Origin of the sequence: Streptomyces umbrinus (genome assembly GCF_030817415.1) — a bacterium.
Classification (GTDB): Bacteria; Actinomycetota; Actinomycetes; order Streptomycetales; family Streptomycetaceae; genus Streptomyces; species Streptomyces umbrinus_A.
The window spans coordinates 639,873-663,234 of the sequence record NZ_JAUSZI010000002.1; the positions used below are offsets into that span (position 1 = coordinate 639,873).

The window sequence follows — 23,362 nt, forward strand, 5'->3', positions numbered from 1 at the left end:
GACACCCAGTCGTACGTGACACATAGAAAGAGTTGTGACCTCTTGCCCAGCGAGCTCTCCCCCCATGTTTCGGACATCGCGCCAGGCCGTGGCGCACTGCGCCCGGCGCGCTCGTGGCTGCACTCCGACGCGCCCTCGCGTTCACTGAACGGACCCTGGCGGTTCCGGCTGTCCCCCACGGCGTCGGTGACGGAGGACTTCACGGCCGACGGCTTCGCCGACGAAGGCTGGGACAGCATCCCCGTGCCCTCCCACTGGGTGCTGGAGGGTGACGGAGCCTACGGCCGGCCGATCTACACGAACATCCAGTTCCCCTTCCCGATCGACCCGCCCCATGTCCCGGACGAGAACCCGACCGGCGACTACCGCCGCCACTTCGATGTCCCCGCCGACTGGTCGGCCGCCGAACGCGTGGTGTTGCGCTTCGACGGTGTCGAGTCGCTGTTCCTGGTGTGGGTCAACGGCGTCGAGATCGGCAGCGCGAGCGGTAGCCGGCTCGCCCACGAATTCGACGTGACCTCCGCGGTGCGCACGGGCGACAACGTCGTCGCCGTACGGGTCCACCAGTGGTCGGCGGCCAGCTACGTCGAGGACCAGGACCAGTGGTGGCTGCCGGGCATCTTCCGCGACGTCACCCTGATCGCCCGGCCCGCCGGAGGCATCGAGGACGTCTGGCTGCGGACCGGCTTCGACCACGGGCGCGGCCGCGTCGAAGCGGAGATCACCGCCGACGCGGCAGCGTTCCCCGTGACGCTGCGCATCGCTGAACTCGGCGTCGAGCACGTCTGGGCCACGCCTTCCGACGTGGCCCCCCTCGACGTCACCGGCGTGGAACCCTGGTCGGCGGAGCGGCCCCGCCTGTACGAGGCCACCGTGTCCACGGCCGCGGAGAGCATCGCGCTGCGGGTGGGTTTCCGCACGGTCGAGATCCGCGGCGACCAGTTCCTGGTCAACGGCAGCCGTGTCGTCTTCCACGGAGTGAACCGTCATGAGACGCATCCCGAGCGTGGCCGCGTCTTCGACGAGGAGCACGCCCGCGAGGACCTGGCCCGCATGAAGCGGTTCAACGTCAACGCCATCCGCACCAGCCACTACCCACCGCATCCCCGGCTGCTCGACCTGGCCGACGAACTCGGCTTCTGGGTGGTCCTCGAATGCGATCTGGAGACGCACGGCTTCGAGAAGCTCGACTGGGTCGGCAATCCGAGTGACGACCCGGCGTGGCGCGAGGCCTTTCTGGACCGCATCCGGCGCACCGTCGAGCGGGACAAGAACCATCCCAGCATCGTGATCTGGTCGCTCGGCAACGAATCGGGGACCGGCGACAACCTGGCCGCCATGTCGGCGTGGGTCCACGCCCGCGACACCGGACGCCCTGTCCACTACGAAGGCGACTACACCGGCGAGTACACCGACATCTACTCGCGCATGTACGCGTCGGTGCCTCAGACCGAGCAGATCGGAGCCGACGGCACACGCTCGGCACTGCTGAACTGCACTCCCGCCCAGAGCGCCAGGCAGCGCACCAAGCCGTTCCTGCTGTGCGAGTACGCCCACGCGATGGGCAACGGGCCGGGCGCGTTCGACCAGTACGAGGCACTCGTGCGGCAGTATCCGCGGCTCCACGGCGGCTTCGTATGGGAGTGGCGCGATCACGGCATCCTCGCCACGGCCCCGGACGGGACGCCGTACTACGCCTACGGCGGCGACTTCGGAGAGGTCGTGCACGACGGCAACTTCGTGATGGACGGCATGCTGTTGAGCAACGACGTCCCGACCCCCAGCCTCCACGAGTACAAGACGGTCGTGCAGCCGGTCGAGTTCGTCTTCGACGGCGAGAAGGTCGCGGTCACGAACCTGCGGCATTCGGCCGACACGTCCGACCTGCGCTTCCGTTGGCGTGTCGAGCACGACGGACTCCCCGCCGCCTCGGGGGACTTGGAGATCCCCGTCGTCGCGGCGGGCGAGTCGCAGCGGGCGTCACTGCCCCCGATCACCGTCGCCCCCGACGCCGAGACGTGGCTCACGATCGACGCGACGCTGGCGGCACCAACTCCCTGGGCACCTGAAGGACATGTGATCGCAACGGCCCAACTGGACTGCTCGACACGGCGTCCCGTGCCCGCGGTCCGGCCACAGGCCGATTGGCGACCGGGCGACGGAAGCCTGTCGCTCGGAATCGCCGAGTTCGCCGGTGGATCCCTCGTCGGCCTCGCCGGCCGCGCTGTGACCGGCCCTCGGCTGGAGCTGTTCCGCGCTCCGACCGACAACGACGAAAGCCCGTCCGACGGGATCGAGGAGAGCGACAACAGCATCGCCGGGGTGTCCAGCGCCGATCTGTGGCGTCGTGACGGCCTCGACCGGTTGACCACCCGGCGCGTCTCCGTGGAGCACACCGCGGACGCGCTGCGCACCCTCGACAAGGTCTCCGCGGCGGACTCCGCACTGAGCGTGATGGTGGAGTCCGTCTGGTCGCTGGTGGACGGCGAGCTGGAACTGCGTGTGGAGATCGAGCCCTCGCGCGGCTGGCAGACAGTGTGGCCCCGGATCGGGGTCCGCTTCGAACTGCCCGACGGCGCGGCTCCCGTCGACGGGGCCCAGTGGTTCGGCCTGGGCCCGCTGGAGACCTACCCCGACAGTCTCCGCGCGGCCCGCACGGGTCTCTTCTCCGCCACGGTCCACGACCTCTCGGTGGACTACGCACGTCCCCAGGAGACCGGGCACCGCTCCGAACTGCGCCGGCTGACGCTGACGAGCGGCTCCACCGAGGTGCTGCGCATCGAGGCCCTGCCCGACACCCGAGGGCGTCGCCCCGGCTTCACCCTCAGCCGCCACACCCCCCAGCAGATCGCCCGAGCCGGGCACCCCTTCGAGCTCGGCGACTCGACGACGAGCCACCTGATCGTCGACGCGGCCCAGCACGGTCTCGGCTCCCGGACGTGCGGACCTGATGTCTGGCCCGAGTTCGCGCTTCGGCCCGAGTCGCGCACGATCAGGCTGCGTATCGCGGAGGGATAGGAAGCCGGAATCCGGGCGCGGCGCCTGAGGCGTCGCGCCCGACCGCAGAGTGTTCAGGTGCGGGCGAGGAAGCCGAGGAGCGCCTCGGTGGTCTCCTTCGGATGGGTCAGCAGACCCGCGTGAGCGCCCCCGGATATCGCAACGAACTCTCCCCGGGGAAGCGCCTCGACCGTGGCTTTTCCGGACCGCACCGGGAAGTACAGGTCGTGCTCGAACGCCGCGACCAGTACCGGCTGATGGATGTCCACGAGGGCCGACATGCGGTGCCCGTCCCGCACCCACCGGCCGGAGGCGGCCCACTGGCCGGTCGCTCCCTCTGGCGATGACCACACCGATTCCTGGGCGTCGAGCAACTCCAGCCAGGTGCGCACCTGTTCCTCGTCGTCGCGCAGTACCTCCGGTGGCAGTGAGGTCAGCAGGGTCTGCAGTTTCGTGAACGCCCGAGGCACATGGCCGGTGGCCGAGGCCAGTTCGGTCCCTGTCTGCAGGAAGGCGTCCAGCACTGCTGTCAGGGGCCCGGCGCCGGCCAGGAGCACTGCCGCGCGCACCAGATCCGGGCGGGTACGGGCCAGAAGTTCGGTGGTGAAGCTGCCGAGCGAGTAGCCGATGACCGTGACAGCGGTCAGTTGCAGTGCGTCCAGCAGGCCGGCCAGGTCCGCGGCGAGGGCCTCGACCGTGTACGGGGCGGGCGGTGCGTCGGAAGGTGCCACACCGCGCGCGGCATAGGTCACCACCTCGAAGCCCGCGTCGGCCAACGCGCCGCGCAGACCGCACAGTTCCCATGCGACCGGCGGCATGCCGGTACCCCCCACCAGGACCACCGGCCGCCCGGCCCCACAACGCTCGTACGCGATCCGCACCCCGCCGACCGACACCGACTCCATGATCGCCCCCACCTCGATGATCTGACTGGGCGTCAGATACTCATCGTGCCACGACGTCGGCGACGAAGCGGTGGTCGCCGGATCAGATGTCGATCGGGGTCAGCCCGGGGTAGACGTCGTGCCAGCGGTAGCGACGGCAGTGGAAGTGGAAGTACGCGAAGGCGGTCATGTACCGGTCGAGGTACGGGCGTTGCTCGTCGGTGGCGAGGTCCAGGACGCGGCGGTAGGAGGCCAGGCCGCTGTCGAGGCTTCGGCGGTAGGCGGTGAGGTAGGGGATGTTCTCGCTCACCGAGCGGCGGTAGATCCGGCCGGCGAGGAAGTCCCCGCCGTGCACCGCCTCCTTGTAGAAGGACAGGACGTCGTTGATGTCGTTGAGGAACGCGACACAGGAGCTCAGCGCCGCCGACCAGAACGCCCGATTGTGCTGGGCTCCCAAGCAGGGGTCGGTGAACTGGAGTGCGGTGAACCAGAACTGGGAGAAGCCGTTGAACACGCGGACGAAGTCACTGTCGACCTCGTCGGACGCCTCCGGCGTGAACTCCGCCTCCATGAGGACGCCGGTGATCGCGTTGTAGAAGAAGGTCTTGAAGACGGCGAGGAACGTCGGATCGCAGAAGGGCGCGACCTCGTTGAACATGTGGCGGATGTATCGGGTGTTCGGCGATGACGCGCCTTGCTCGGGCAGCGCGCCCGCCCGCAGGATGGCTTCGGCCTCTGCGGGGTCGTGGCAGCACACGTCATCCGTGTTGGTGGTGAACACCCAGATGCGATCCAGTGCGAGGGCGAGCGCGTCGTCGACGATGGGCACCATGAGGGCGCGCATCAGCGTGATGTTGCAGGTGGTGGCGGCGGGGACGGTGACGCCGAACAGCGCGAACTCGGTGGTGAGCACGTCCGCGTGGGCGCGGGCCCGCGCGAGGTCGACGGGTGGATCGAAGGCTTCGGTGAGGGCGATCATCTCGTCGACGAGACCGGAGTCCACGACACTGGCGACCATGGCGCGATGACGGGGATCCGGAACGGCATCGAGGCCACTCCGCGCGGTGCATTGGAGGGTGTCCACGCCAGGCGGTCGGGGGTGCCTGACCATTCGGCGGCCTGTCGAGTCCACACCGCTTCCTTCCGTACGTCGTTTCCGGTCAGAGGCGCGTACCTCACCCCGAGGCTGCCCCGGCAGGAACCGCGGTACTGACGAAACTCGTGAACATCACCCGGCAGTGGATCGGGGCACCTCCCAAACCTGCCTTGGTGCGGCTGGAGTCAGCGTTCCAGGAGTCGCATGCCCGCCTCGTTGTGGCTGTCGCCCGAGGCGGGGGTGAGATTGTCGAGCTTGGCGATCTGCTCGGCGCTCAGCTCGATGCCGTCGGCGGAAGTGTTCTCCTCGACGCGCTGGACACGCTTGGTGCCGGGGATCGGGGCGATGTCGTCGCCCTGGGCCAGCAGCCATGCGAGGGCCACCTGCGCAGGGGTCGCGCCGACCTCGTCGGCGACGGCCTTGACCTCGTCGGCCACGCGCAGGTTGCGCTGGAGGTTCTCGCCCATGAACCGCGGGTTGGTCCTGCGCCAGTCGTCCTCGGCGAAGTCGGCCGTCGAGCGGATCCGGCCGGTGAGGAATCCGTGGCCCAGCGGGGAGTAGGGCACGAAGCCGATGCCCAGCTCGCGCAACGCCGGCAGCACCTCTTCCTCCGGGTCACGGGTCCACAGGGAGTACTCGGACTGCAGGGCGGTGACCGGGTGGACCGCGTGGGCGCGGCGGATCGTCTGCGCGCCTGCCTCGGAGAGGCCGATGCGGCGGATCTTGCCCTCGGCGACCAGTTCGGCCAGGGTGCCGACGGTGTCCTCGATGGGCGTGTCCGGGTCGACCCGGTGCTGGTAGTACAGGTCGATGTAGTCGGTGCCCAGCCGCTTCAGGGAGCCCTCGACCGCGGTGCGGATGCTCGCGGGGCTGCTGTCGAGGGAGCCGGCGGGGCGGCCCGTGTGGGAGATGAACCCGAACTTCGTCGCCACGACGACCTCGTCACGACGACCCTTGACGGCCCGGCCGACGAGTTCCTCGTTGGTGAACGGCCCGTAGACCTCGGCGGTGTCGATGAAGGTGACACCCAGGTCGAGCGCCCGGTTGATGGTACGGATCGACTCGGCGTCGTCCGCGCTGTGGCCCGTGTAGAAGGCGCTCATGCCCATCGTGCCCAGGCCGATGCGGGAAACGTCCAGGTCCCCCAGTTCGATGTGCTTCATTGCTGCTGCTCCGTGGATCTCTCGGTTGCCTGCGGACGAGGCTCGGCCCCTCCTGCGGCGGCGTTGGGCCTTCGTGCGTGTCGGTCCTGTCCCTGACCAACATCGACCCTGCCCGCTTCGGCCGCCACGAGGGAGTCCCTGCTGAGCCGGGGAGCGCTGTTCGGGGGCTTGGCAGGGCCCCCTTGGGCAGATGCCTAGGCGCAGCCCGGCGGCTCGTCCTCGGCCGGTACGAACTGCATCGTGGGCATCCCAGCGGCGTCGAAGTTGGCGGTGTCCGGGCCGATCAGCGTCATGTAGCCGGCAAACCTCTGGGTGTACTGCGAGGGCGGCTCACCCTTGACCTGCTCGGGCCCGGGGAACACGGAGTCGAGGACCCACCAACGGCCGCCGAAGTTCACCCACTTGATCCCGCAGTGCGTATAGATGTCGTACGGATACGGCTTGTGCTGCTTGGGCTTGGCCGGCCCCTCCTGCCACTTGTCCTTCACGACGGTGCGGGCGGGCAGGGTGGGGCCGGTGTACCCCTCGTCCTCCGGGTTGCGGGACGAGGACGAGCAGCCGGACAGCAACAGCCCGGCACTCAGGAGCACGACGACGGCTTGGCGCGGTACGTTCATGCATCTCAGACGCTGCGGATACGTGTTCCGTTCGATCCCTGCCGTCCCTGTTCGTGATTCCCGCGACGCGACGCGATGGGGTTCTCCGGCCCGACACCGGCTACCGAACGAAAGCCATCGCCCACGGCGCTTTCAGCCGCCGACTGCCCGGGCGGTCTCGGCGCGGCGGAGTTCGTGGGCCTCGGCGAGGAGGAGGTAGCTGCTGGCGGTCCAGGTGTACGCGCGGTCGCGCAGGCCCGTGCCGGTCAGGGCGTCGAAGTTCTCCGCGAAGCCGTAGGTCTCGCACAGGGCGCGGAATCGGGCGCTGATCTCGTCCGCCAGGCCCTGGTGTCCGGCACGGCGCAGGCCGTCCTCGATGAGAACCGTCACGGGAGCCCAGATCGGGCCGCGCCAGTAGCCGTCGGAACGGTAGTGCGGTGAGGTGGGCAGTTCGGTGGCCAGACCGTACGGAGTCAGGTGGGCTTCGATATGGGCGGCCAGCACGCTGCTGACGCTTTCGGGCAGGTGCTCCCCCAGCACGACGGGCATCAGGTCGAGCAGGCTGGAGCTGGTCCACCTGTCGTCGCTGTGGACTCCGCGGGCGACGAATCGCTCGCCGGTCCAGAGCTGGTCGAACAGCGCGGCCTGGGTCGTGTCAGCCGTACGCGTCCAGCGGCGGGCGTCGTCCGGTCGGTCCAGTTCGGCGGCCAGGTCGGCCAGTTCGCGCAGTTGGAGGATGAGGAAGGCGGCCAGATCGGCCGTGATGATCAGGCGTTCGGGATCGAAGGTGGTGGCGTTGTCCCAGCCGCTGTCGTTGCCGTGCTGGTAGTGCGGCAGCGCGGCACCGGATGCGCGCCGCGCGGTGAGCCAGAAGTCCGTCCAGCGCGCCAGTCTGTCGTACGCGTGGGCCAGTTCGGTCCGGCCGAGAGGTTCGGGAAGCCGTCGGCGCAGGTGGCCCAGGGTCCAGCCGTGGATGGGAGGTTTGACGAAGTTGTAGAGGACCTCGGAGTGGGTGACGGAGTCGGGCAGGGCGCCGCTGTCGTCCTGGTGGTCGAAGGGCAGTGAGAACTGGTCCCAGGCGAGTCCGGGCGAACCGGGCGCCAGGGCAAGGGCGTTGAAGCAGTGGTCCCAGCTCCAGACCTTGTCCATCCAGTGCTTGGACATCAGGACGGCGGGCCGGGTGACCAGGCCCGCCGGCTGTACGGTCGCGGACCACACCACGTAGGCGGCCAGTTCGGCGGCCGGGGTACCGGACGAGCGCCACGGTGCGACCGTGTCGGCGAACTCGGCGAACGAGCGCTGCGCGGCCTCCGTGACCTCGCCGAACATCGACGACGACTTGTAGGGCCGTCGCGCACTGTCGAGTTCCTCGATCGCGATCTCCCACTGTCCGTCGGCGTCGTCGGTGACCGTGAGCCCGCGGTCCCCGCTGCCCAGGGCCTGAGCGCCGGACACGTCGGCAACCGTGCCGGACAGCACGGTGATCCGGTAGCGGCGCCCGGTCTCGTACGAGGTGAACACATGCGTGCCGTCCACCGGGTCGCGGTAGAAGTAGGTCCCGCTGAAGGGGGTCAGGTTCTTCGCCGCCGCGGTGACGCGCAGGCTCAGTCCTTCGCCGCGCAGGCGGACGGTGTCCGGTGTCTCGTAGGCGAGGTCGATGCGCCCGTCCGAGCCCGTCCAGCTGAGCCGGCTCGGCGTCGCCTCGACGGCGGTCTCCGCCCGCTCACCCGTCACCGCCTCCAGGGGGACGAAGCGCAGGACGGCGTGCATGCCGTTCTGGTGCGAGACGAGGTGGAGGTCCTCGGCGCGTGCCTTCTCCGCGAGCACGGGAGAGACACCGAACCAGGAACCGTGCGCGCTGAACGGTATGTCGTGGACGGAGAAGGCCGGGCCGGACGGGGCGGCGGTCATGAGAGCGGTACTCGTTTCTCGAGCAGAGGTGGACAGCGGCTGCCAGGGCGGGGTGACGGCGGTCGCGCACCGGTCCGGGACTGTGTGAGGGGCGGAACGGTCACCCGGTGTCAGTCCTTGACGGCTCCGGCTGTCACGCCGGCGGCGACGTAACGCTGGGCGAGGACGAGGATGACCGCGGCCGGCAGTGAGGCCACGACGGCGGTGGCCATGATGGCGTTCCACTCCTGGTTGTTGTTGCCGATGTACTGGTAGATGCCGAGGGTGATCGGCTGGTGTGCGCCGCCGCTCGCGAGGGTGCTGGCGAAGATGAAATCGGACCAGGACCACAGGAACGCGAACAGTGACACCGTGACGACGGCGTTGCGGCTCATCGGCATGACGATGGACCAGAAGGTCCGCACGGCTCCGGCCCCGTCCGTCTTCGCCGCCTGGAGCAGCTCACCGGGGATACCCGACATGAACGCGGTGAAGATGAGTACGGCGAAGGGGACGGCCAGCGTGGAGTCGGCGACGATCAGGCCGGGCACGGACTGGAGGAGGCCGAGGCTGAGGTAGATGGCGTAGAAGCCCATCGCCATGATGATTCCGGGGATCATCTGGGCGGCCAGGAGGACGAAGCTGAGCAGGCCGCCGCCGCGCGGGCGCAGTTTGGCCAGCGCATAGCCGGCGGGGGCTGCCAGTGCCACGGTCAGCACGACGGTGCCCAGACCGATGACGAGGCTGGTGCCGAGGTAGGGCAACTGCTGGTCGACGACGGCCCGGTAGCCCTCCAGGGTGGCGTCGGTCGGGAACAGGCCGGGCGGGCTCTTGCGCATGTCCTGGTCGCGGGTGAAGGACACGTTCAGCATCCAGTAGACCGGGAAGAGCATGATCGCGGTCAGTACGAGGCCGATGGCGGTCTTCCACCACGTACGCCTGTGTCGATTGCGTCGGGTCACGACAACCCCTGTCATGACAGTCCCTGCTTTCGCTGGACGCGCATGTAGACCAGGCCGAACACCAGAGCGGCGACGACGAGCAGGTTCCCGACGGCGGCACCTGGGCCGAAGGCGGGAAGCAGGTTGCCGAAACCGAGTTGGTAGGACCAGGTGGCGAAGGTGGTGGACGAGTCCGCCGGGCCGCCCTTGGTCATGATCCAGATGATGTCGAAGACCTTGAGTGTGTAGACCAGACCCAGCAGCAGTGTGATGGCGGAGACCGGGCGCAGCAGCGGGAAAGTGATGCGCCAGAACCGCTGCCAGGCGTTCGCGCCGTCCAGGGCCGCCGCCTCGTACAGGCTGGCCGGGATGGACTGCAGGCCGCTGTAGAGGACCACCAGGTTGAACGGGACGCCGATCCAGACGTTCGCGAGGATCACCGAGGTCAGTGACCAGTCCGGTGAGGTCAGCCAGTTCACCGGGCCGATTCCGACGGCGTGCAGGGCGGCGTTGACGATGCCGGAGTCGCTGTTGAGCATCCACGACCAGGTGGAGGCCGACACGATCAGGGGCAGCAGCCAGGGCACCAGGAACAGCGCGCGCAGGGTCGCGGAGAGCCGGAAGTGCTGGGTGAAGAAGACCGCGAGCGCCAGGCCGATGGCGTACTGGAAGACCAGTGACACGACGGTGAACACCACGGTGTGCAGGAGTGCGGGGGCGAAGGTCGGGTCGTCGAAGACGGTCAGGTAGTTCTGCAGACCGGTGAACGGTGCGTCGCCCTGGACGAAGGAGCGGACGGTGTAGTTGCGCAGGCTCAGATCGATGTTGCGGTAGAGCGGATAGGCGTAGAAGAGGGCGAGGTAGAGGGTCACCGGGGCGAGGAATCCCCAGGCTGCCCACTGCTGAGAGCTGGGTCGGCGCCGGGCCGTGGTGCGTGCCGGGGGCGGGGCGGCAACGGTCGCCGCCCCGGTCCGGTCGCGCACAGGCCGGCGGTCCGGCAGCTGTGTCGTGTGCTTCATCGGCGGGCCCGTGTTCCGGTCACTTGACTGCGGACTGAGCGGCCGTCAGCGCGTCCTTGGGCGACTTGGACCCGCTCAGTGCTGACTGGACGGCCTTCCACATCTGCTCCGAGATCTTCGGGTACTTGGTGCCGAGGTCGTCGCTGGTCCGTCCCTTGGCCGCCTTGACCGCCTCGACCCAGGGCTTCAGCTTGGCGTCGGCGGCCACCTGCTTGTCCTGGACCTCGCCGGTGGGTGCGACATAGGACAGCGTGGTGTCGGTGTCCAGGAGGTTCTGGCCGCTGGTGAGGCAGGACACGAGCTTCTGCGAGGTGGTGTAGCGGCCGGTCTCGCCCTGCACCGGGATGGTGACGAACTCACCGCCCGTCGGGGCCGCGGCGTTGCCGCCCTTGGCGCCCGGGACGGGGATGACTCCGTAGTCGAAGCCGGCCTTCTCGGCGTTGGCGAGTTGCCAGGTGCCGTTCTCGGCGAACGCGTAGTCGCCGCTCGCGAACTCCTGCCAGCTGGTGGTCTGGGTGTTGCTGATGACCGAGTTGGGCGCGTAGCCCTTCTTCAGCCAGTCGTTCCACAGCGAGAGCGCCGAGACGGCCTCGGTCGAGTCCAGCTCGGTCAGTTGCGCGCCCGAGCCCCACAACCACGGCAGGAACTGGAAGCTGCCCTCCTCGGTCCCGATCGCGGAGAAGGTGATGCCCTTCTCCCCCGCCTTGTCGACCTTCTCCAGGGCCGCGGTCAGCGTCTTCCAGTCCCTGACGGAGGCGATGTCCACTCCCGCCTTCTTCAGCACCGCCTTGTTGTAGTAGAGGGCCAGGGTGTTCGCGCCGATCGGTGTGCCGTACGTCTTCCCGCCGGCCTGGCCCGCGGCGAGCAGGTTGGGGTCCACGGCCGAGGTGTCCAGCTTGTTGTCCTCGGTGCTCGTGAGCACCCCTGCCTCGGCGAGGGTCGACACGACCGGGTTGTCGACGATGAGGACGTCCGCCGAGTTGTCCTGCTGTGCCGCCAGGAGTGCCTTGTTGGTCAGGTCACTGGTGTCGAAGGCCGTCCGCTTGACCTGCACGCCGGCCTTGGTGCCGCAGTCGTCGAGCAGCTTCGCCCACGCCGAGCCCTTGTCGAACTGCGGGTACGGGTCCCAGATGGTGTACGTGCCACTGTCCGCGGCCTTCGAGGAGCCACCGCCTTCGCCCGAGGAGCACGCGGTGGCGCCGGCGGTGACGGCGACGACGGTCAGGGCCGCGGCGGTGAGACGCCGTCCGGCAGATCTGTTCATGGCGTGTTCCTCATCGTTTTTGGCACAGGCGTGCCGTGGCATCGGCACACGTGCGTGCCCTGGGAGGGGTCGTCGAGGGCTATTGGGCTCGCCGAGATCGAGCGGTGAGCTTTACAGCCGCCGGTGGTGAAGGGATCGGAGACGGGAAGGGGCACGAGCGGGGCGGCGGTCGGCCGTTCGCAGAAGCGCCGAGGTCCGGAGCCGCGTCGAGCTGCGGTCAGCCGTTCGTAGAGGCGCCGAAGTCCGGAGCCGAGTCGGTGGGCGTGGTGCCGGCGGGCGCGGTGCTCGCCCGCAACGAGATCGGCGGCGTGAGCAGGTGATGCCGGGCCGGTGTGTCGGGGTGGTCGAGCCGCTCGACGAGCAGTTCGACGGCCCGGCGGCCCATCTGTTCCGCCGGTACGTCGGCCGCGGTGAGCTGCGGGGTCACCGTCTCCGCCCACCTGCTGGCCACCACCCCGGTGACGGAGAAGTCGCGCGGTACATGGCGGCCGGCCTGGGCCAGCCCTCGGTAGAGGCCGCCGAGCGCCGCCTCGTTCAGCGTGACCAAAGCCGTCGTGGCGGGCTCGTCGTGCAGGATCCGCTCCAGACAGGCCAGGCCCGAGGCGGCGTCGTCCCCGCAGCAGTACGTCCGTACTGTCAGCCCGCGCTCCGCCGCGGCCTTGGTGAATCCGTCGAGCCCCCGGTGGGCGGACTCGTACCCGGCCCGCAGGAGTTGCTCGGGCCGGTTGACGAAGGCGATCCTGCGGTGGCCCAGGTCCGCGAGGTGGTGCACACAGGCCGCCGCGAGTGCCGTGTGGTCCAGGCCCACCCACCAGCTGCCCTCCGGGTGGGCGGTGCGGCCGATGGCGACGGAGGGGAAGTCCACCGCGGCGAGGTGCTCCAGCCGGTCGTCCTCCAGCCGGATCTCCATCAGGATCGCGCCGTCGACCCGGCGTTCGCCCAGCAGCCGCTGGAACGAGCGGTCGCTGTCCGCACCGCTGGGAGAGAGCAGCACGTCGTAGTCGTAGGCCGCGGCAGCCTCGGTGACACTGCCGATGAAGTCCAGCTGCATGCCGGTGTAGTGGTTCCCGGCCGGCGGGAAGACCAGACCGATGGTGTTGGTCCGGCCGTTGGCCAGGGCGCGCGCACTCGCGTTGGGCTGGTAGCCCAGCTCGTCGATGACCCGCTGGATCTTCTGGCGGGTGTCCTCGGACACGGGGCGCTTCCCGCTCAGTGCGTAGGACACGGTGCTCCGCGAGACACCGGCCCGCTTGGCAATCTCACCGATGTTCACGGGACTCCTTGCTGAGATCCTGCCGAGGTCGGGCGAACCGGTTCGATGATTGCAGTCAACGAGATCGGACTGGTGCCGACCGTCGAACCGGTTCGCGTGAAGTGAAGCTAGGAGCAACCCGGACGAGTGTCAACGCCTCGCACCGAATTTCTCGCAACGGCCCGGAAACCTGGGCGCACGGAGGCATGACTCCTGGCCTGACCGGCTGCGCAGCCGCTCACCAGCAGGCCAGGGGCCGGATCCGACGGGCCGGGGCACCCTCGCCCCCCTCGGGACGGCAGGCGGTGCGCGGCCCCAATAGAGCCAGAAGAGATATGTGTCGGGGCTATTGCTGGCCGTTTTCCTCGGTGCTAGCTTCCCCGAACCGGTTCGATGAAGTTCGAGGGCCCATGACCGCAATCGAGGCGTCACCCATGCCTTGGGGTGTCGCCGGGCCCCTGCTCCTCGTCCCTTCCGCACCCTCCGGCCGGGCGCGACCGAAACCCGCATCCTGAGCACCACCGAACTGGAACCCGAACGGGAACGACTCCTGTCTCGCAGCGCGGAATCGAACCGGTTCGACCTTGCGAGCCGCTCCCCGACGGAACGGGGCCGGACCGCTGTACGGCCCCGCCTCCACGTACGACACGCGTCGGACCCAGTGTCCGAGAAACCACGGAACCCACGGAGACCCAGTGCGACCAGGAAAGAGAACGATGGGCGCCGCCGCGGTGGCGGCCGTCCTCACCACCATGCTCGCCGTACCGTCAGCAGGTATGGCCCAGGCCGCGGAGCCGGAACGGCTCGTCATCGATCTCGCCACCGACACCGGCGCCTTCCACGGCGGTGCCAGCGGCTCCCTGTACGGGATCTACGGCGACGGAGCGCCGAGCCGCAACCTCATCGAGGGCATGCACCTGCGCACGGTGTCCACCAAGGCGCAGGACGGCCCGCAACACCCCGGCGCCGACGCGCTGGAGATCCTGCCGCCGTTCGTGGACTCCGGCGGCAAGGACGTCTACATCTACATGACCGACATCTACCGGGGCTTCCCCTACGAGTGGCCGGGAGCGGACGGTCCCGCGAAGCTCGCCGACTTCCAGGAGAAGATCAAGAAGCAGGTCCGGCAGGTCCTGACCATGGGCGACTACAAGGACCACGTCGTCTACGTCCCCTTCAACGAACCCGAAGGGAACATGTTCGGCACCGGCAACTGGAGCTACAACAAGACCTCCTGGCTCAACGACCCGAAGGACTTCTTCGCAGCCTGGAAGGAGACCTACCGCCTCATCAAGAGCCTGGACCCGAACGCGCGGATCGCGGGCCCGAACACCTCCCTCCTCTTCGACCAGGTCAAGGGCTTCCTGCAGTACGCCAAGGCCAACGACGTCATCCCGGACGTGATGACCTGGCACGAGTTGTCCAGCCCGGCCGCGGTCCGCACGAGCGTCGCGAAGTACCGGCAGTGGGAGAAGGAGGTCGGTATCGACCCGCTGCCGATCAATGTCAACGAGTACGGCCACAACTACCACCTCTCCGTACCCGGCCAGGTCGTCCAGTGGGTGTCCGCCATCGAGGAGTCGAAGATCGACGCCGACCTGGCGTACTGGAACATCGACGGCAACCTCAACGACTCGGCCGTCGACGCCAACAAGGGCAACGGCCAGTGGTGGCTGTTCAACGCCTACGGCCAGATGTCCGGGCACACGGTGAAGGTGACCGCGCCGCATCCGAACCAGCAGTACACGCTGCAGGGCGTGGCCACCCTCGACGAGAAGAAGAAGCAGTCCCGGGCCATCTTCGGCGGCAAGAGCGGCGACGCGGACATCGTCTTCCAGAACATCGACCCGAAGCTGTTCGGCAAGACGGTGCACGCCACCGTGCAGGAGATCCCGTGGACCGGGCAGGTCGGCGACTCGGCGCAGCCGCTGCGACTGGCGGACCAAGAGGTCACCGTCGGCAAGGACGGCACGGTGACTCTGCCGATGACCGCCATGAACGAGATGTCGGCGTACCAGGTCATCCTCTCCCCCGGTGGAAACCGTGGGAAGCCGGCCGATCCCTCCGTCAGCTGGCGCAAGACGTACGAGGCGGAGAACGCCACCTACACCGGCAGGGGCTACTCCAAGAACGGCCCTGAGGGCACACCCTCCGACGTCGGAAAGTTCGCTACCTCCGGCAACTACAACGTCGGCGGCCTGCGCACCGGTTCCGACGGGGTGCTCTCCTTCGACGTGGACGTCCCGCAGAACGGGACGTACGACCTGAGTGTCTTCGCCAACTCCTACAACCTGTTCGACCTGGTGAAGGAGCAGGGCCCCACCAACGTCTTCCTGCGCGTCGACGGCAAGGACCCGCAGGAACTGCGGCTGCCACTCGGCTACAAGTGGGTGGTCTGGGGACACACCGACACCACGGTGAAGCTCACCGCCGGCAAGCACAGGATCACGCTCGCCGCCCAGGACCCCGACCTCGGCGTCACCAAGGGCGACGCGATCATCGACAAGATGGACCTGGCGCTGCGCGACGAGAACGTGACCCGGCCGGCGATCTACGAGGCCGAGTACGCCACCGTCTCCGGAACCCGGCCCGGCTACGACTACCGCAATGCCTCGGGGCCGGGCGCGGTACCACTGCCCAAGGGCGCTTCCGCGACCTTCTGGGTCCACTCCCCCACCGACGGCGAGGCGGCCGTGTCCCTCGACCACCTCGGCGGCGGCCGGGCGAAGGTGTCCCTCAACGGCGAGAAGCTCGACATCCCCAAGGTGGGGGCGGGCAAGCGTGGCACGGACGTCATGCGGGTGTTCCTGTCCGCAGGCATCAACAAGATCACCGTCACCGGCACCTCGGGCAAGCTGGTCCTCGACCGGCTACGGACCGCGCCGTCCGGCGGCAATCTGGCGACGAAGGTGTACCAGGCGGAGGCCGGCACGCTGACCGGCGCCGCCAAGGCAACCGAGTCGTACACCTTCGCCACGGGCGGCAAGGCGGTCACGGACATCGGCAACGGAAAAGCCAACACCCTCACCCTCGACGTCGTCGCCAAGCGGTCCGGACAGCACGCGGTGACCATCCGCTACTCCAACGCCGAACAGGCACCCGCCACCCACTACAACCCCGACCCGATCGCCCGCCACGCCGACCTCTCGGTCAACGGCGGGCCGGCCCACCGGGTGCTGTTCCCGACCACTTTCCACTTCAACAGCTTCCGGGACCTGCCCGTCCCGGTCACGTTGAAGAAGGGCACGAATCGGCTGACCTTCACCGCGCAGGAACTCCCCGACTTCGACGGCGACACCTACAACCAGTACGACCAGCGATCTCCGTACGCACCGGTGATCGACCAAGTCGCCGTCACTCAGCTGACGGAGAAGTAGCAGCCCGAGCCTCCTCGGAACGCCCAGGTGCCGACCGGACTCCGGTCGGCACCTGGGCATCCACGCGTTTCCGCAGCCCGTGCAGGACCCGTGTCCCTATACGCCAGGCGTGAGGCGGATCAGCAGGACGGCGGGCGTGCGCGGCAGCGACACCCGCAGTCCGGCCCCGTCCCAGACCGCCGAGCCGGCTGTCGGAGCGGACGGGTGCAGGATCTCCGCACGGACCTGCCGGCCCGCCAAGTCCCCCACCGGCAGATGGAGTTCGGTGTCCCCGCCGCGGCGCCAGACCGAGAGGTACGACGTGTTGTCACCGGGCACCCGCATGCCCAGGGCCAGCCATTCGTCCGTCCAGCCCGGAAGACCGAACGGCCAGAACGGCATGGCCTCCGCGAGGTCCCCGCGGATCGACTTGTACACGGCCACCGCGTCCCGTACGAGCCCGAGTTGGCGCTCCGACATCCGGTTCAGGTGGCCCGAGAGGTGAATCCGCCCGAGCAGCGCCCCACCCAGGGTGAAGGCGATCAGGTCGTCGTCGAACTCGGGCTGCGGGTAGGCCCAGACGGCGCCCTGCTCGGGCGGGACCGCCGTCGGCGCGGCGGCGGCGATCGGCGGGAAGCGCAGCGGGTCCTGCTGGTCGCTGGTGGACTGGAGCTGAGTGACGGCGAGTGTTGCCCCGTCCATCCGCATCCCACCCGAGGCGCAGTTCTCGATCACCAGACCCGGGTACCGGTCCAGCACCTCGGACAGCCAGTCCAGGTACGCCTCGGCGTGGCCGAGCAGCCCTGCTCCCGGCGCGAAGTCCCCGGGGGCGCAGGTCCCCGGGTCGACCACGATGTTGTAGTCCAGTTTGAGGTAGCCGACCCCCCAGTCGCCGACGATCCGGTCCACCGTCCTGTCCAGGTGCGCACGGGCGGCGGGGTGCCGCAGATCGAGCTGGTGGCGGCCCTGTTCGGTGATACGCAGGCCGTCACGCTGGAAGAAGGCGTCCGGCGGCAGCGAGTCCGCGACGGGACTGCGCACGCCCACGACCTCCGGCTCCAGCCACAGCCCGGGCACCATCCCTCGCTCCCGGACCCGGTCGAGGACCTCATGGATTCCGCCGCCGGGGAAGCGGCGCGACGAAGGCAGCCACTCGCCGACGCTGTCCCACCAGCCCTCCGTGCCGTCGTCGTACCAGCCGGAGTCGATGCAGAAGTACTCCGACCCGGCTTCGGCGGCCGCGTCGATGAGCGGCAGCAGCTTCTCCGTCGTCGGGTCACCCATCAGCGTGTTCATGTAGTCGTTGAAGACGACCGGCAGCGTGGTGTGGTCCGGGTGCGGGCGGCGTACGGCACGGCGGTACGAGGTCAGGGCGCCGAAGGCGTCGTCCAGCCCGGAACCGAGGGCCAGGACGCCGGGCACGGTGGTGAATTCGGAGCCGGGCGCCAGTCGGACCCGCCACTGGTGCTCCGCGTCCATGGGCCCGTTCAGCGCCAGATACGTACCGTGGTCGCGCTCGCCCAGGTCCCAGCGCCAGCCCGCCGGGGATTCGATCTGCCACAACCAGGCCCGGCCGCCCCCGCGTTCAGTGAGAGCGCCCATCGGAAGGTGCCCGTCGGTGGGCCAACTGCCGCGTCCGGCCAGGGTCAGTGCTGACCGGCTGTCGTGCTGATGGACGTCGACATGGATGTCGGCGACGGTGTCCCGCAGCGGCTCGGTGTGCCAACGGCACTCCGCCAGCCAGTCGTTGCGGGCGCGGTGCACGTCGAGGCTGTCGGGGGAAGGCAGGGCGCCGAGCAGCAGACTGCTGACGGACTGGACGACGAGGGGTTCTTCCCCGTCGTTGCGGAGGCGGACGCGGGAGCGCAGCACGGGCAGTCCGACGGGCGAGGACAACTCGACGGACGCGGTCAACCCGGTCCCGGGGTCGTGGAGTTCGACGGTCAAGTACGTCCAGCCGTCGCGTTCCTGGGTGGCGTGTCCTCGGTACCGCAGCCGGGCGCCGAAGGCCGTGCCGGTGAAACGGGGACCCGACCAACCGCTTCCGTGGCCGAGGGCAGTGAGCTCCACCAGGTGGAGAGGGGCGTCCGAGCCGGCCTCGGACACCGGGTCGCCGGGGCGGGCCAGGCGGACCAACCTGAGGACTCCGTCGGCGTCGGTTGCGAACTCCGTCTCCAGCGCCCGGTGACCCCAAGTGACCTTCTGGTGAGTGTCGTTGGGGGCCGTGCCCGCCGCGTCCGACGTAACGGTCAACGTCTTCCCCTCCCGCTGACCGCCGCTGACGGCGGTCTGAGTCTGCCGCGTGAATTCATGATTACGGTCTCTTGACGAGCCTCATGTGACCGGTCACAATCCTGGCATGAATGTGACCGGTCACACAAGGCGCTCGGTGAGTATCAGGGATGTCGCGACCGAGGCCGGGGTCTCGTACCAGACCGTCTCCCGGGTGATCAACGACCATCCCAGCGTCAAGCCGTCCACCCGGGAGCGGGTGCTCGCCGCCATCGACGAACTGGGGTTCAGGCGCAACTCCACCGCGCTCGCCCTCGCCAGCGGACGCAGCCGCACCGTGACCGTGCTCACCTCCAACACCACGCACTACGGCTATGCCTCGGTGCTCCAGGGCATCGAGGAGGCGGCGCGGGCGGCCTCCTACACCGTGGGGATCGGCGTTCTCGAATCGGCCGACGGGACCGACGAGGCAGCCGTCGCCGCCCAGGTGCAGCGGTCCGCGGACGCCGGCGGCGGTCTGATCGTGATCGCATACGACCCGGCCGGTGTACGGGCCCTGGGCGCGGTGCCCGCCGATCTGCCGGTCGTCGGCGTGGTGGAGACCCCCGCGAGCCCGCCCGGCGACGACCGTCCCTGGGTGTGGGCCGACGACCGCGAGGCCGCCTACAAGGCGACCCGCCATCTGCTCTCCCTCGGCCACGAGACCGTGCACTACGTCGCCATCCCGTCCAGCACCCGGCGCACCAGCGCCCGTACCACCGGCTGGCAGCAGGCGCTCAACGAGGCCGGAGCGCCGCAACCCCGCCCGCTGCAAGGGAGTTGGGGCCCGGCGGGCGGCCACGCGGCGGGACTGAAACTCGCGGGGAACCCTGACGTCACCGCGATTCTGTGCGGCAACGACGACCTCGCGCTCGGGGTCATCCGCGCCCTCCACGAGACGGGCCGGGCGATCCCCGACGACGTCAGCGTGGCCGGGTTCGACGACGCCCCGCACTCCGCCTATCTCACCCCGTCCCTGACGACCGTACGCCTGGACTTCACCGGGCTCGGGCGGTCCGCGTTCGCCCTGCTGCACGGCGTGCTGGAGGAGTCCGCGCAGATCGCCCCGCACCCCGTCTCCGTACCGGAGCTGATCGTGCGGGAGAGCTCGGGGCCACCGCCCGAACGCGGGTGAACCCGCTCCCCCCTGGCTTCGCTCCACCCGAACCGCCCGCTCGCACCTCCTCAGCCGGACCGCTTTCCGATCCGCCCACCTGAGCCCGTTCGCGAAAGGCACACCATGAAGAGAAGAGCCCTGCCTGCGCTGGCCTTCATATGCGCCGCCGCTCTGTCCGCCACCGCGTGCAGTGACCCCACCGCCGGCGACTCCGGTTCCTCCTCCGACTCGGGCGGCAAGCAGACGAAGGTCGACCCGACCGCGCGCCTGGACGGCGTGAAGCTGACCATGTGGACCGCGCAGAACACCATCAACGCGCCGAAGCAGGTCATCGACGCCTTCGAGAAGGCCACCGGCGCCAAGGTCGAGGCGCAGGCCATCCCCGACCCGTACGAGCAGAACGTGCCGACCAAGCTCGCCTCCGGCGACAAGCCGGACCTGATGTTCTGGCAGCCGTCCATCTCCACGCTGCCCTTCATCCAGCCGAAGCAGAACCTCCTCACCCTCGACGGGGAGGAGTGGGAGTCCAAGCTCGGCGACACCGAGAAGTCGCTCGGCATGATCGACGGCAAGCGGTACGCGGCGATCGTCACCAGCCCCTCCATGCTCGGCGTCTACTACAACAAGGACGTCTTCAAGAAGGCCGGGCTCACCGAGAAGGACTTCCCCAAGTCGTACGACGAGTTGCTGGCACTCGGCGGCACCATCACGGACAAGACCGACGCGGCCGGCTTCTACGAGGCCGGCGGCGACAAGTGGCCGCTGCAGTGGCAGGCGCAGGTGCAGCTCACCGACCTCGACAAGCAGTGGTGGGCCGACCTCAACCAGAACAAGGAGAAGTGGACCGATCCGGTCGTCGTCGCCGCCATCAAGAAGTACAAGGAGAAGCTGCTCGACGCCGGGCTCGCCCAGAAGAACTACAAGACCGGCACCTTCACGGGGCAGGCCGACTCCCTCTGGAAGGGCGAGTCCGGCATGGTCCTCAATGTCACCTCGTTCCAGAGCCAGTTGCAGGCCAAGTACTCCACAGCCGAGATCGACAAGAAGATCGGCTGGTTCCCGATCGCCAACTCCTCCGCCACCGGGATGTTCTCCCCCGACCAGACCAACGGCGTGGTCGCCTTCAAGACGGGTGACGAGAAGCGGCAGAACGCCGCCCGCCAGTTCATGGCCTTCTGGCTCGGGCCGGACTACCCCGACTACATCAAGGCGATGAAGATCCCCTCCGTGCAGCCGTCCGTGCCGACTCCCGACGGCCTTCCCCAGGCGTCGAAGGACCAGGTCGCCGCGCTGCCCACGGCCATCGGTGTCTTCCAGGCCAAGGCGATCGTCGCGCCGGACACCCACCTGTATCTCGCCGACATGCTCTACGGGAAGAAGAGCCCGCAGCAGGTCGCGCAGGCGATCCAGGACCAGTTCGCTCAGGTGGCCAAGGCCCAGGGAGCGACCGGCTTCTAGACCCGACCGACCCGACGGGCAGGGATTCTCCGATGGCGGACACGGCCATACGCACGCGTACGCAGAAACCGGCGCCCGCCAAGGGCCGGGGAAGAAAGGTGGGACGGCTGCCCCGCGCCGCCGTCCACCACCCCTGGTGGTTCGCGCTTCCCGCGATCGCCGTCTTCGCGGCCTTCTTCCTGGTGCCGAACCTGCTCAACTTCTACTACCCGTTCACCAATTGGTCCTCGTACCACCCGGACATCGCCTTCACCGGCCTCGACAACTTCAAGACCATCGCCGACGACGGCTCACTGCTGCGGGCGATCCGTACAACGCTGGTGTACGCCCTGCTGGCGGCGGTCTTCCAGAACGGCTTCGGGCTGGTGCTGGCGCTGCTGCTGGAGGAGGACTCCCGGTTCAACCGGTTCTTCCGCGCCGTCTTCTTCCTGCCGGTACTCATCTCGGCGCTCGCCACCGGCTACGTCTTCCAGGCGCTGCTGAACCAGGACGGCGCCGTCAACGGGCTCCTGGGCACCAACATCCCCTGGCTCGGCTCGACGACCTGGACGCTGGTCCTGGTCACCGTCATCCACGGCTGGAAGTGGATGGGCCTGTCCATGCTGATCTATCTGGCCGGCCTCAAGGGCATCCCCGGCGAGATGCTGGAGGCCGCGAAGTGCGACGGCGCCGGGCCGTGGCGGACCTTCTGGTCGGTGCGCTGGCCGATGCTGGCACCCGCCCTCACGTTCAACGTCACCACGGCGCTGATCGGCTCGATGAACACCTTCGACATCGTGCAGGCCACGACGGGCGGCGGGCCCGCGGCCTCTACGGAGGTCTTCAACATCTACATGTTCCGCGTATTCGGGCAGGGGCTGTACGCGCAAGCCTCCACGATGAGTTTGGTGCTCTTCCTCATCGTGGTGGCCTTGGCGATTCCACTTGTCTTCGGCTTGCGTCGAAGGGAGCAACTGCTTTGAACCCTCCTCCTCGCGGGCGAGGAGGATTCCTGGCTCACACTGCTCGGTCACTCAACGAGCGACCGAGACTCACACGATCAACACCAGCCGGGTTGGAACCAGCCCGGTTCCCCGAAAGAAGGGAGGTTGAAGTGCTGGCTTGGTTCTCGCGCAACACGTCGGTGAGTCTACCAACTGTCGGCCCACGTCTGTGGCGCATCGGTCGCCCCACCCTGATCGTGGCCATCGCTGCCCTCGCCGTCGGCGTACCGCTGTGGCTGGTCGCCGTCACCTCCGCCAAGCCGCAGGCCGAAGCGATCACCCCGAACCTGGACCTGCCGCGGCACTGGCAGCCGGGCGGAAACTACGAAGAGGCCGTCAGCCAGGGCGAGATGCTGCGCGGCTTCCTCAACTCCCTGCTGGTCGTGGTGCCTTCGGTCGCCCTCGTACTGATCCTCGGGGCGGGCGCCGCCTGGGTCTTCGCGCGCCGCAAGTCGAAGCTGGTCTCGGCGGCGTACGCGCTCTGCATCAGCGGGCTGCTGCTGCCGCCCGCCGTCATCACCATCGTCATGGAACTGCGTCAGCTCGGGCTCGCGGGGACCCGCCCCGGGATGATCGCCGTCTACACCGGGATGTACCTCTCCACGTCGATCTTCTTCATGACCGGCTTCATCCGGGCCATCCCCGTGGAGCTGGAGGAGGCCGCACGGATGGACGGCGCGACGCCGCTGAGGATCTTCCGGCAGATCATTCTGCCGCTGCTCAGGCCGGTCATCGCCACCGCGACGATCATGGTGATGCTCTACGCCTGGAGCGACATCTTCTATGCCTTCTTCGTCCTCGGCGGCGGAGAGAAGGCGACCCTGCCGCTCAACCTCTACAAGGTCGCCAGCGCACAGCTCTACCTCAACAACTGGCATCTCGTCTTCGCGTACGTCGTGGTGATGAGCCTGCCCATGGTCGCCATCTTCCTGGTGGCCCAGCGAAAGATCGTGTCCGGAATCACCAGTGGAGCCGTCAAATGACTGGAGGTCCAACAGCGTGAGCACCCCCACCCGTACGAGATCCCGTACCAGGTCCCGTACCAGAACCGCCCTTGTCACAGCCGTACTTGGAG

The 23,362-nt window shown here is 68.6% G+C and carries 16 protein-coding genes; 6 read left to right on the forward strand and 10 right to left on the reverse strand.

Translation table 11 applies throughout. From position 1 onward, the window contains the following. The first annotated feature begins 42 nt into the window (after positions 1–42). Entirely contained in the window at positions 43–3,018 is a 2,976-nt protein-coding gene (locus QF035_RS03535) for a glycoside hydrolase family 2 TIM barrel-domain containing protein (RefSeq protein ID WP_307518058.1), read from the forward strand. A 53-nt stretch (positions 3,019–3,071) separates the two neighbouring features. Here QF035_RS03535 and QF035_RS03540 read toward each other — a convergent pair whose 3' ends face one another. The 9 genes from QF035_RS03540 to QF035_RS03580 all read right to left on the reverse strand — a co-directional run bounded on the left by QF035_RS03540 (position 3,072) and on the right by QF035_RS03580 (position 13,123). After that, complete coding sequence (locus QF035_RS03540) at positions 3,072–3,902, reverse strand: alpha/beta fold hydrolase (protein ID WP_307518060.1); 831 nt, start codon at positions 3,900–3,902, stop codon at positions 3,072–3,074. 82 nt (positions 3,903–3,984) lie between these two features. Beyond that, entirely contained in the window at positions 3,985–4,899 is a 915-nt protein-coding gene (locus tag QF035_RS03545; RefSeq protein WP_307518061.1) for a hypothetical protein, read from the reverse strand. Positions 4,900–5,162: 263 nt separating this feature from the next. Further along, positions 5,163–6,140 (reverse strand): aldo/keto reductase, encoded by a 978-nt coding sequence (locus QF035_RS03550; protein WP_307518062.1) that lies wholly within the window; start codon positions 6,138–6,140, stop codon positions 5,163–5,165. Between the two features lie 194 nt (positions 6,141–6,334). Continuing rightward, positions 6,335–6,757, reverse strand: a complete 423-nt coding sequence (locus tag QF035_RS03555) for a hypothetical protein (RefSeq protein WP_307518063.1) — start codon at positions 6,755–6,757, stop codon at positions 6,335–6,337. 132 nt (positions 6,758–6,889) lie between these two features. After that, the gene (locus QF035_RS03560; protein WP_307518064.1) at positions 6,890–8,647 is read right to left on the reverse strand and encodes an amylo-alpha-1,6-glucosidase; all 1,758 of its coding nucleotides are present in this window, start codon (positions 8,645–8,647) and stop codon (positions 6,890–6,892) included. A gap of 110 nt (positions 8,648–8,757) precedes the next feature. After that, positions 8,758–9,519 (reverse strand): carbohydrate ABC transporter permease, encoded by a 762-nt coding sequence (locus QF035_RS03565; RefSeq protein ID WP_373466922.1) that lies wholly within the window; start codon positions 9,517–9,519, stop codon positions 8,758–8,760. Positions 9,520–9,599: 80 nt separating this feature from the next. After that, the gene (locus QF035_RS03570) at positions 9,600–10,586 is read right to left on the reverse strand and encodes a carbohydrate ABC transporter permease (RefSeq protein ID WP_307518066.1); all 987 of its coding nucleotides are present in this window, start codon (positions 10,584–10,586) and stop codon (positions 9,600–9,602) included. A gap of 19 nt (positions 10,587–10,605) precedes the next feature. Then, complete coding sequence (locus QF035_RS03575) at positions 10,606–11,850, reverse strand: sugar ABC transporter substrate-binding protein (RefSeq protein WP_307518067.1); 1,245 nt, start codon at positions 11,848–11,850, stop codon at positions 10,606–10,608. 217 nt (positions 11,851–12,067) lie between these two features. Continuing rightward, a complete protein-coding gene (locus QF035_RS03580) occupies positions 12,068–13,123 on the reverse strand; it encodes a LacI family DNA-binding transcriptional regulator (protein ID WP_307518068.1) in 1,056 nt (351 codons plus the stop codon). Positions 13,124–13,818: 695 nt separating this feature from the next. Here QF035_RS03580 and QF035_RS03585 point away from each other — a divergent pair. Further along, positions 13,819–16,479, forward strand: a complete 2,661-nt coding sequence (locus tag QF035_RS03585; RefSeq protein WP_307518069.1) for a cellulosome protein — start codon at positions 13,819–13,821, stop codon at positions 16,477–16,479. 96 nt (positions 16,480–16,575) lie between these two features. On the opposite strand, the gene QF035_RS03590 is transcribed toward QF035_RS03585, so the two are convergent. Continuing rightward, positions 16,576–18,711, reverse strand: coding sequence for a glycoside hydrolase family 36 protein (locus QF035_RS03590; protein WP_307518070.1), 2,136 nt, complete (start codon positions 18,709–18,711; stop codon positions 16,576–16,578). A gap of 106 nt (positions 18,712–18,817) precedes the next feature. Here QF035_RS03590 and QF035_RS03595 point away from each other — a divergent pair, with 106 nt between their 5' ends. The 4 genes from QF035_RS03595 (at position 18,818) to QF035_RS03610 (ending at position 23,270) form a co-directional block, all read left to right on the forward strand. Next, positions 18,818–19,864, forward strand: coding sequence for a LacI family DNA-binding transcriptional regulator (locus QF035_RS03595; protein WP_307518071.1), 1,047 nt, complete (start codon positions 18,818–18,820; stop codon positions 19,862–19,864). Between the two features lie 105 nt (positions 19,865–19,969). After that, on the forward strand, positions 19,970–21,304 hold the full coding sequence (locus QF035_RS03600; protein WP_307518073.1) for an ABC transporter substrate-binding protein: 1,335 nt from the start codon (positions 19,970–19,972) through the stop codon (positions 21,302–21,304). A gap of 32 nt (positions 21,305–21,336) precedes the next feature. Then, positions 21,337–22,266 (forward strand): carbohydrate ABC transporter permease, encoded by a 930-nt coding sequence (locus QF035_RS03605; protein ID WP_307518074.1) that lies wholly within the window; start codon positions 21,337–21,339, stop codon positions 22,264–22,266. Between the two features lie 218 nt (positions 22,267–22,484). Beyond that, a complete protein-coding gene (locus QF035_RS03610) occupies positions 22,485–23,270 on the forward strand; it encodes a carbohydrate ABC transporter permease (protein WP_307518075.1) in 786 nt (261 codons plus the stop codon). The last annotated feature ends 92 nt before the right edge of the window (positions 23,271–23,362 follow it).

Bases quoted from the DNA above. Each gene is read 5' to 3' on its own strand.
- QF035_RS03595 (WP_307518071.1), top strand. From the start codon at position 18,818: ATGAATGTGACCGGTCACACAAGGCGCTCGGTGAGTATCAGGGATGTC.
- QF035_RS03600 (WP_307518073.1), top strand. From the start codon at position 19,970: ATGAAGAGAAGAGCCCTGCCTGCGCTGGCCTTCATATGCGCCGCCGCT.
- QF035_RS03575 (WP_307518067.1), bottom strand. From the start codon at position 11,850: ATGAACAGATCTGCCGGACGGCGTCTCACCGCCGCGGCCCTGACCGTC.
- QF035_RS03605 (WP_307518074.1), top strand. From the start codon at position 21,337: ATGGCGGACACGGCCATACGCACGCGTACGCAGAAACCGGCGCCCGCC.
- QF035_RS03560 (WP_307518064.1), bottom strand. From the start codon at position 8,647: ATGACCGCCGCCCCGTCCGGCCCGGCCTTCTCCGTCCACGACATACCG.
- QF035_RS03555 (WP_307518063.1), bottom strand. From the start codon at position 6,757: ATGAACGTACCGCGCCAAGCCGTCGTCGTGCTCCTGAGTGCCGGGCTG.
- QF035_RS03565 (WP_373466922.1), bottom strand. From the start codon at position 9,519: ATGCTCTTCCCGGTCTACTGGATGCTGAACGTGTCCTTCACCCGCGAC.
- QF035_RS03550 (WP_307518062.1), bottom strand. From the start codon at position 6,140: ATGAAGCACATCGAACTGGGGGACCTGGACGTTTCCCGCATCGGCCTG.
- QF035_RS03585 (WP_307518069.1), top strand. From the start codon at position 13,819: ATGGGCGCCGCCGCGGTGGCGGCCGTCCTCACCACCATGCTCGCCGTA.
- QF035_RS03570 (WP_307518066.1), bottom strand. From the start codon at position 10,586: ATGAAGCACACGACACAGCTGCCGGACCGCCGGCCTGTGCGCGACCGG.
- QF035_RS03540 (WP_307518060.1), bottom strand. From the start codon at position 3,902: ATGGAGTCGGTGTCGGTCGGCGGGGTGCGGATCGCGTACGAGCGTTGT.
- QF035_RS03545 (WP_307518061.1), bottom strand. From the start codon at position 4,899: ATGGTCGCCAGTGTCGTGGACTCCGGTCTCGTCGACGAGATGATCGCC.